Source organism: Streptomyces sp. NPDC001292 (genome assembly GCF_042896465.1).
Classification (GTDB): Bacteria; Actinomycetota; Actinomycetes; order Streptomycetales; family Streptomycetaceae; genus Streptomyces.
In genome coordinates this window covers 244585-253068 of record NZ_JBIAXG010000006.1, presented here as the reverse complement: position 1 = coordinate 253068, position 8484 = coordinate 244585, and the positions used below count along the sequence as shown (strand labels likewise).

The 8484-nt window shown below is 72.6% G+C and carries 4 protein-coding genes; 1 reads left to right on the top strand and 3 read right to left on the bottom strand.

Annotated features, from left to right (window positions below):
• Positions 1-734: 734 nt before the first annotated feature.
• Positions 735-1001, top strand: a complete 267-nt coding sequence (locus ACFY4A_RS10335; RefSeq protein WP_390828983.1) for a GlsB/YeaQ/YmgE family stress response membrane protein — start codon at positions 735-737, stop codon at positions 999-1001.
• A gap of 24 nt (positions 1002-1025) precedes the next feature.
• On the opposite strand, the gene ACFY4A_RS10330 is transcribed toward ACFY4A_RS10335, so the two are convergent.
• The 3 genes from ACFY4A_RS10330 to ACFY4A_RS10320 form a co-directional block, all read right to left on the bottom strand.
• Positions 1026-1193 (bottom strand): hypothetical protein, encoded by a 168-nt coding sequence (locus tag ACFY4A_RS10330; RefSeq protein ID WP_390828982.1) that lies wholly within the window; start codon positions 1191-1193, stop codon positions 1026-1028.
• 5 nt (positions 1194-1198) lie between these two features.
• Entirely contained in the window at positions 1199-6118 is a 4920-nt protein-coding gene (locus ACFY4A_RS10325; RefSeq protein ID WP_390828981.1) for a DNA repair ATPase, read from the bottom strand.
• Between the two features lie 173 nt (positions 6119-6291).
• Positions 6292-8325, bottom strand: a complete 2034-nt coding sequence (locus ACFY4A_RS10320) for a flotillin family protein (protein WP_390828980.1) — start codon at positions 8323-8325, stop codon at positions 6292-6294.
• Positions 8326-8484: the final 159 nt, after the last annotated feature.

Sequence of the window (8484 nt, the reverse complement as noted above, 5' to 3'; positions counted from 1 at the left end):
GCCGGCTCAGGAGCGGACCCGCCTGGCCGGCCTTGGCCCGGTTCGCGTGCAGTTTGTCGAGGTAGGACCGGGCCTGACTGCCGGGGGTGGCTCCGCGGACGCGCTCGAGCCGGGCGGCGGAGCGAGCCCGGGTCTAGGGCCTTTCCCCCAGGGTTCTTTCCGTTGGATCAGGCCGGCTCAGGAGCGGACCCGCCTGGCCGGCCTTGGCCCGGTTCGCGTGCAGTTTGTCGAGGTAGGACCGGGCCTGACTGCCGGGGGTGGCTCCGCGAGCGAAGGCGAGCATGTCGCCCTGGCCGGTGTCGTAGCCGAGTGCAGGCAGGTCGTTCCTGCTGTACGGGGCCGGCCGGTGGGCGGGCAGCACGGCGAGGTCGTGCAGGTACCAGGCCGCGGCCTCGATGGCGAGGTCGCGGTCGTCGGGCAGTTCGTCCCAGGAGCGGTTCGCGAAGTCACGGTCCTTCTTGGGTGGCGTCGAAGGTCGCCCGGTGCATGTTGGCGATGACGTCGCCGCCCTTGGTCAAGGGCACACTCATCGAACTCTTCCGCAGCTTTTCGGTCCTCCGTGTTCATGGGGTCAACACGCCTGCCCTCCTCGACTGTTCAAGGGTTGCGCAATAATGCAAATATCTGGATGCGGACCGGCCAGGCAACCACGGGCGCCGCACCTCGCGTCCTGGTCGTAGCAGGCATCCGGAACCACGCGATCGGGCAACCAACTCTCCTGGAGGACAGGCGACGTGAGCATCATCGGCTGGATCATCCTCGGACTGCTGGCCGGGGCCATCGCCAAGATCCTGCTGCCGGGCCGGGACCCGGGCGGTCTGATCGGCACGACTCTCATCGGCATCGCGGGCGCGTTCGTGGGCGGGTGGCTCTCCGCCAGGTTCCTCGACCGGCCCGTGGAGAACAACTTCTTCGACCTCTACACCTGGGGCGCGGCCATCGGCGGCTCGCTCGTGCTGCTCATCGGCTACCGCCTGCTGTTCGGCAACTCGCGGAACTGATGCGGCGGCACGCCCGGGAGGCGCTCATTCCTCCTCGGCGGGCGACGGACACCGGTAGGCGTGGGCCCGGCGGCGGTCGCGGCGCACCAGGACGGTCGTACTGGCCGCCACGATCAGCGTGGCGGTGCTGAGCGGGACCAGGAAGGGCGTCATCACCGCCATCGCCGCCGTAACCGCCGTCATCGTCTGCATCGTCGTCACTCCTCCTTCCCGCGCTCGGCCGCGTGCCGGGCCCGGGAGGCGGTACGGCCGGTGAGGGCAGCCTCGATGGCGCCCATCCGGTCGGCCAGCAGGGCGAGGGCGGCGGTCGCGCGCGTGAGGGGGTCCCCGGCGGGGTCGCCGAGGGCCTGGGCGCGGATGTGGGCCGACTTCAACTCGGCCCAGCGGGTCGCCTGTTGCGGGGTCAGGGTGCCGCGCAGCTCGGCCAGTTTCAGCAGGTTGGCCTCGGCTCCCGTGGTGAGGGTCTGCGCCTCGGCGGTGAAGTGGTCGTCGAGGACGGCGGACAGTTCGGCGTCGTTCATGACGGGCCGCAGCCGCTGGGCGATCTTGTTCATGGTGCGGTAGGAGCCCTGGAGCCGGAACGGCGGCTCGGTGCGCGTCGCGTCGGACTGGGCGGCGGAGGCGATGTAGGCGGCGTTGACCGCGAGGACCGCTTCGCGCGCGGTGAGCAGATGGCGCAGGACGGAGACGATTTGCTCCACCTCGGCGGGCGCGTAGGGGTGCCTGAGCCGGTCCGGGCGGGCCGCGGGGTCGTGGGCCGCGAGCCCGAGGAACAGGTCGAGGTCGCGGCGGTCGCGGCCGGCCAGCGGCGCCAGCACCGGGTTCGCGGTGAGCGCGTTCTCCAGGAAGCTGAGCGCGAAGACGTCCTCCTTGCCGGTCAGTACGTCGCCGAGGTTCCAGACGTCGGCGCGGTTGGCGAGCATGTCGGGGACACGGAAGCGGTCGCCCGACTCGGTGTAGGGGTTGCCGGTCATGCAGACGGCGAACCGCTTGCCGCGCAGGTCGTAGGTGCGCGCCTCGCCGTTCCAGACACCCTCGACACGGCGGGTGGCGTCGCACAGCGGGATGAACTTCTGCAGCAGCTCCGGTGAGGTGTGCTGGATGTCGTCCAGGAGCAGCAGGGTGTTGTTGCCCGCCGCCAGCGCGAAGTTGATCTTCTCGATCTCCTGGCGGGCGGTGGCGTTCGGCGCCTCGGCCGGGTCCAGTGAGGTGACGTTGTGGCCGAGCGCCGGGCCGCTGATCTTGACCAGCATCAGGCCCAGGCGGTCGGCGACGTACTCCATCAGCGTGGTCTTGCCGTAGCCGGGTGGCGAGACGAGCAGCAGCAGGCCGCCGGTGTCGGTGCGCTTGGTCTCGCCCGCGGTGCCGAGCTGGCGGGCGAGGCTGTCGCCGATGAGGGGCAGGTAGACCTCGTCGATGAGCCGGTTGCGGACGAACGCCGCCATGGAGCGCGGGCGGTGGTCGTCCAGGCGCAGCCGGGCGCGCTCGGCGTCGGCCAGGGCGGTGCGGCGGCGCTGGTAGGCGCGGAAGGCGGGTGCCTCCCGCGTCTCGAAGCGTTCGGTGCGGGCCAGGAACTCGTCGATCCGCAGAGTGAGGGTGCGGCCCTCGATGCGCGGGTGGGTGCCGAGCAGGCCATCGACCGTGGTCACCGGGGAGACCTCGGACTCGTGGCGGGGCAGGTCCGGGCACAGCTCGGCGGCCACCGCCTCGGCCAGGTCCCCGGCGGTGGTCTCGGTCCCCGTGGAGGTGACGTACGCCGACAGCCACGCCCCGGCCAGCTGGCGGCGCGCGGCGAGGTCGTCGAGCGCGGCCAGGTCCTCGTCGTAGGCGGAACTGCCCACCGTACGGCGGAACTTGTCGAGCAGGGTGCGTGTGGCGGCACTGATGACGAACCCTTCGGGACCGCTCGTCAGCTCCTCGAACAGATACACCGCGGCGGCACGCGCCAGGTGACCCGCTCCCAGGGGAGCCGGCCCGTTGCCGCCCGGGGCTGCCGGCCAGGTCTCGAGGGCCGCCGCGAGTTCCGACACGAGTTCGTCGATCGCGGGGGACGGGCCGAAGGCGTCGCGGGCGCGGGCCAGGGAGGCCGCTCGCCGGGTCCAGGCCGTGCGGGCCCCGGCGGTGGTGCCGTGCGCCCAGAACATCTGGGCGGCGGCCCGCGCGGCGGGTTCGTGGCGCAGGGGGCCGGCCTGCTCGTACAGGGGGAGCAGGGCGGTGAGGATCGCCGTCGCGTCGTGGTCGTGGACGCCGCGCTCGTAGCCCTCGTCGTACGCCTCCTCCGCGGCCCCCCGCACCAGGGCCGGCAGGTCGGCCTGTGCCGGCGCGGCCGCGCCATGGCGGCGGAGCACCCGGGCGGCGAGGTGTTCGGCGCGGTAGACCTCGGGCGACTCGGACGGCAGCCGCCGATCCCAGTACGGGCGCGTGTCCGCGAAGTCCGGGTCGGTGACCGGGGCGCGGTAGTCGGTGCCGGACAGGGCGAAGGCGAGGCCGTCGCCGTGCGGGACCAGGGTGAGGTCGAGCGGCTGGGTGGTGACGGCGAAACGGTGGGTGCCCAGGCGGATGGTGCGACCGCCGTCGGCGTACAGGTCGGTGCGGTCGCGCAGCGCGCGGGCCGCCTCCTGGCGGGCGGACTTCAGCCGGCCGTCCAGCTCCTCCGCCCGTACCGGGTCGCCGAGTTCGCGCAGTTCCTCGGCGGTGCGGCGGGCCTTGGCGACCAGCGGGTCGGAGGCGAAGAAGGTGCTGACGGCATCGGCGTCGGCGAGGGTGGCCGCGCGCCGGGCGATCGTCTCCAGCACCCGGCCCGCGGACGCGGCGAGCTGTTCGGCTCGGCGGGCGCGGGCGTCCAGGAGGCCCTGCTTGCGGCCGGAGAAGGCCTCGTAGATCTCGGTGCGTCTGTCGGCCAGTTCGCCAAGGAAGTCGTCAAACTCCGCGAAGCGGGACTCCAGGTTCTCCAGGCGCACCAGCATGGACGCGAGTTGCTCGTCGCAGACCTCCGGATCGTCCGCGGCCGCGAGTGCGCCGGTGACGGCCTGGCCGAGCAGTGCGAACTCGGCCGCGAACTCGGCGCGTCCCTCCTGGTCGCGCAGCTCACGGCGGCGGGCGTCGAGCAGGGCGCGGCCGCGGTTGACACCGCCCAGCACCTCGGCGATGCGTTCCAGGACGCAGGTGCGCACGGTGGCGTCGCCGATGTCGAGGCCGGCGACGACCTCGGTGACCGTGCGCAGCGTGCCGGCGAGGTCGTCGAGCCGGTCGGCGACCGGGGCCGCCTCGGCGACGCTGCCGATCGACTCGGCGTCGGCGACGAGGCGTTCGACCTCGTCGTGGTGGTCGGCGAAGGCGTCCTCTCGGCCCAGGAAGGCGACCGCCCGCTGCCCGAACGTGGCGAGGTCGGCCTCCGCCTCGGCGGCCAGCTCGTCGATGCGGGCGGTGTCGGCGTACCGCATCTCCTTCAGGGTCAGCAAGTGGCCCTGGGCCTGCCGAAGTTCGCTCAGGCCGCCGACCCAGGCGGAGGCACCGCGCGGTGCCTCGCCGCGCAGCCGGCGCACCACCGCGGCGAGCCGGCCGGCGGCCGCTTCGAGCGCGTCGGCGGCCTGCCGGGTCAGCGTCTGTACGGTACGGAACTCCTCCAGGACCTGCTCGGCGGTGGCCCGTACGGCGTCCAGCGGGGAGCGCAGGTCCCCCAGTTCCTCCTCGCCCAGCCAGTGGTGGCTGTCGAGGGCGCGGACGCAGGCGGCGGCCAGCGCCTCGTACACCTCGACGGTCGGCGTGGTCTCGGCGACGGCGCGGCTGATGGACAGGCAGTCGGAGATGCCCCGTACCAGGTCGGCGTTGCCGATACGGGAGAGCGGGCCGGTGCCCGTGGAGCCGGCATGGGTGTCGGCGGCGTAGGGGGAGCTCCACTGCTGGAGGGGGTGCACGCGGCCCGGCTCGTCGGGCCCGGCCGAGGGGTCCGTGCGCAGCGCCATCAGAGTGCCGTCGTCGAACAGCGCCCAGCCGTGGCAGGACAGCGGGGTGGCGACCTCCTCGCGGATGGTGTTGTACGACAGCAGCAGGCTGCGCCCCTCGGCGGGCGCGTGGAAGGCGTACAGCACGTCCTCGCCGTAGGGCGAACGCACCTCGCGCTCGAACTCCAGGCCCGCGCTGTCCAGTTCGTAGGTCTTGTGGGCGCCGGTGGCCAGGCAGTAGCCGCCGGGGAACACGATGCCCTGGTCCTCGGGCAGGCGGCGGCAGGCCTGCCCGATGCCGTCGAGGCGGACCACGGTCCTGGTGAGGGTGTGGAAGACGAGGTAGCGGTGGGCCTGCTCCTTGTAGGGGCGGATCCGCAGCAGGATCAGCGGGCCCACGACGGCGTGCGCCATGTCCGCGTCGGCGAGGGACTGCAGCGGCTCGTCGACCGGCTCGCTGTGGATGCCCTCGCCGGTCTCGGTGTCGTCCTCCGTCTTGACGGTGAGGCGGCCGCCGACGGTGGAGACGAAGATCTCGCCGCGCACCGAAACGTGCGGGTGGCGGCCCAGCACGTGGTCCTCGCGGCCGGTCACGGTCCACTCGAAGTCGTGGGACGGCGGCGGCACGTGGTCGCGTTCGCCGCGTCCGTCCAGGAACGTCGCCCGGCCGTCGGGCGTGATCGTCCAGCGCAGCACCCGGATGTCGCCGGCCTTCTCGCCGGTCCGGAAGACGGCCAGCAGCCGGCCCTCCACGCGGCGCAGGCTCAGCAGCCGGGCCTGCCGGTAGTAGCGGTGCAGGGCCGCGAACTCCCGCAGGAAGGCGGGGTCGTCGAGAAGTCCGGGAACCGCATCCTCGGGCAGCCGGTTCAACTCCCGGTCGTGCAGGGCGAGTACGTCGCCGACCTGGGGTTCGGGCCGGGTGCCGTTGTAGCCGAAAAGCAGGCGGTCGCCGACGGCCACGACGTCGCGGGGCACGCTGGGGTGCTCGGTGCGCAGCCGGCCGGTGCCGGTGAGGTCCAGGCGCGTGGCGCCGAACTCCTCGGCCCGTCGGGCGTTGAGTCGCTCGGCACCGCGGGCGAGCTCGGCGGCCTGCGCGGTCAGCCGGTCGCGCAGCACCTCGTACGTTCCGGTGTCCACGGAGTCGTACGAACCCGTCTCCAGGGCGGTGGCCATGGGTGGTGCGTCCCTTCGCGAAGAGGTGCGGGCCCGGAGCCCGGCCTGTCCGACGGATCAGGCCGGCTCCCGTCGGCGGGGCTTCTCGGCCCCGCGATTCCGGCGTGATCCGCGGGACGGGGCCCTCAACCGCCGCCCCCCGACGGCGGCTTGGGGCCCGTTCCCGCGGATCGTCAGGCCCGGACGGTGCCGTTGAGGGCGGTGAGCGGGGTGTCGGCGAGACCCAGCTCACCGGCGCGGTCCAGGAGTTGCTGGAGCTGACCGGCGTTCGAACCGCCCGACTGCATCAGCTTCATCAGCAGCGCGGAGACCGTCAGGTTCTTGACGTCGGCCGATCCGATCCGGCCGAGGATCCGGCCGAGGTCGTCGGTGAAGCTCGACGAGCCGTCCAGCCAGGGCGCCGCCAGGGCCTGCGCGGTGCGGGAGTTCTCCACGAACCCGTCGACGCCCTTGCCGAGCGAGACGGCGCTCATCAGGCGGTCGAAGAAGACCGACTCGCCGCCGACGATGTCGATGTCGGCGTTCTCCAGGCCGGTCGCGAGGACCGTGGCCTGCGCCTCGGCGACCTGCCGCTGCGCCTCCAGGCCGGCCAGCCGGATCTCCTTCTCCGCCTGGAGCCGCAGCCGGTACTCCTCGTGCTCGCGGGAGGCCTCGTCCAGGGCGGCCATCGCGGCCGCCTTCTCGGTCAGGCCCGCCGCCTCGGCCTTCAGCTTCTCGCCGATCGCGGCTGCTTCGGCGAGCGCCTTGGCCTGCGCACCGTCGGCCTCGGCGCGCAGCCGGGCCTGCAATGCCTCGGCCTCGGCGCGACCGGCCTTCTCGATGACCTCGGCCTCCTGCTCGCGGACCTTGACGGCGGCCAGCCCCTCCGCGGCGGCCTCGGCCTGGACGGCCTCCGCCAGACGCAGCTTGGCGCGGGCGTCGAGGTCGGCGGTCTTCAACCGCGCCTCGGCCAGGGTGAGTTCCTCCGCCGCGCGGTGGGCGGCGGCCTGCTCGGCGGCCTCGGCGGCCTTGATGTCCTTGACCAGCTTCTCCTGCGCCTGCGCCTCGGCGGCGATGATCACGGCCTGGCGCTCGCGCTCCGCCTCCTCCACGGCGCGCAGCTTCTTGATGGACTCCTCCTGCTCGGCGACCGTACGGTCCACCGCGACCCGCTCGCGGACGACCTCGGCGATCTCCCGCTTCTCCGCCTCGACCTCCTTGTCGGCGGCGATCCGGGTGAGCTGGGTCTCCCGCTCCCGGGCGATGACCTCCAGGAGGCGGTCCTTCTCGATGCGCTCGTTCTCGATGGCGATGACCCGCTCGCGGTTCTTCGCGGCGACCGCGACCTCACGGGCCTGGTTCTCGCGCTGGACGCCGAGCTCTTCCTCGGTGCGCAGGAAGGCGCTCTGCGCGCGCAGCCGCTCCTCCTCCACCACGCGGGCGGTCTCGGCCTCCTCGCGGGCGCGGGAGGTCTCGATCTCCCGCCTCTGCTTGATCTCGGCGTCCGCCTGACGGCGCTCCAGCTCCAGGATGGCCTCGCGCGCGTCGACGTTCTGCCGGGTGATCTCCTTCTCCTCGGTGCGCTGCGCCTCGTTGGTGCGCACGTGCTCCACCGCCGTCAGCTCGGTGATCTTCCGGATGCCCTGGGCGTCGAGGACGTTGCCGGGGTCGAGCTGGGTCAGCGGCGTCTGCTCCAGGTAGTCGATCGCCGCGTCCTCGAGGTGGTAGCCGTTCAGGTCGACACCGATGACCTCGATGATCCGGTACCGCAGTTCCTCGCGCTTGGTGTAGAGGTCGGTGAAGTCCAGCTGCTTGCCGACGGTCTTCAGCGCCTCGGAGAACTTGGCGTGGAACAGCTCCTGCAACGTGTCCCGGTCGCTGGCGCGGGCGGTGCCGACGGCCTGGGCGACCTTGACGACGTCCTCGACCGTCTTGTTGACCCGCACGAAGAACGTGATGCGGATGTCGGCGCGGATGTTGTCCCGGCAGATGAGCCCCTCGCGACCGGTGCGCGTGATCTCGATGGCCTTCACCGAGATGTCCATGACCTCGGCCTTGTGCAGCACCGGCAGGACGACCTGGCCGGTGAAGGTCACGTCGACCTTGCGCATCTTGGAGACGATCAGGGCCTTGCCCTGCTCCACCTTCCGGAACAGCCGGGAGAAGGTGAACAGCACGAGGACAACGACGAGCAGGCAGGCCGCGACGAGTGCGCCGATGACATCCATGGCATACGTCCTTGACGGTAAGGAACGGTGAGTATGGGAGAGACCGGGTGGCCGGGGCCGGCCCCCGCCGTGTCCCGGCGGCTCGGGCGCCGGGCGGCGGGCGGCGAGTGCGCCGCGGAATCGTCAGCCCCCTCTTCCCCCTGCGACGCACCGGGCGGC

Bases quoted from the DNA above. Each gene is read 5' to 3' on its own strand.
- ACFY4A_RS10330 (WP_390828982.1), bottom strand. From the start codon at position 1,193: ATGCAGACGATGACGGCGGTTACGGCGGCGATGGCGGTGATGACGCCC.
- ACFY4A_RS10325 (WP_390828981.1), bottom strand. From the start codon at position 6,118: ATGGCCACCGCCCTGGAGACGGGTTCGTACGACTCCGTGGACACCGGA.
- ACFY4A_RS10320 (WP_390828980.1), bottom strand. From the start codon at position 8,325: ATGGATGTCATCGGCGCACTCGTCGCGGCCTGCCTGCTCGTCGTTGTC.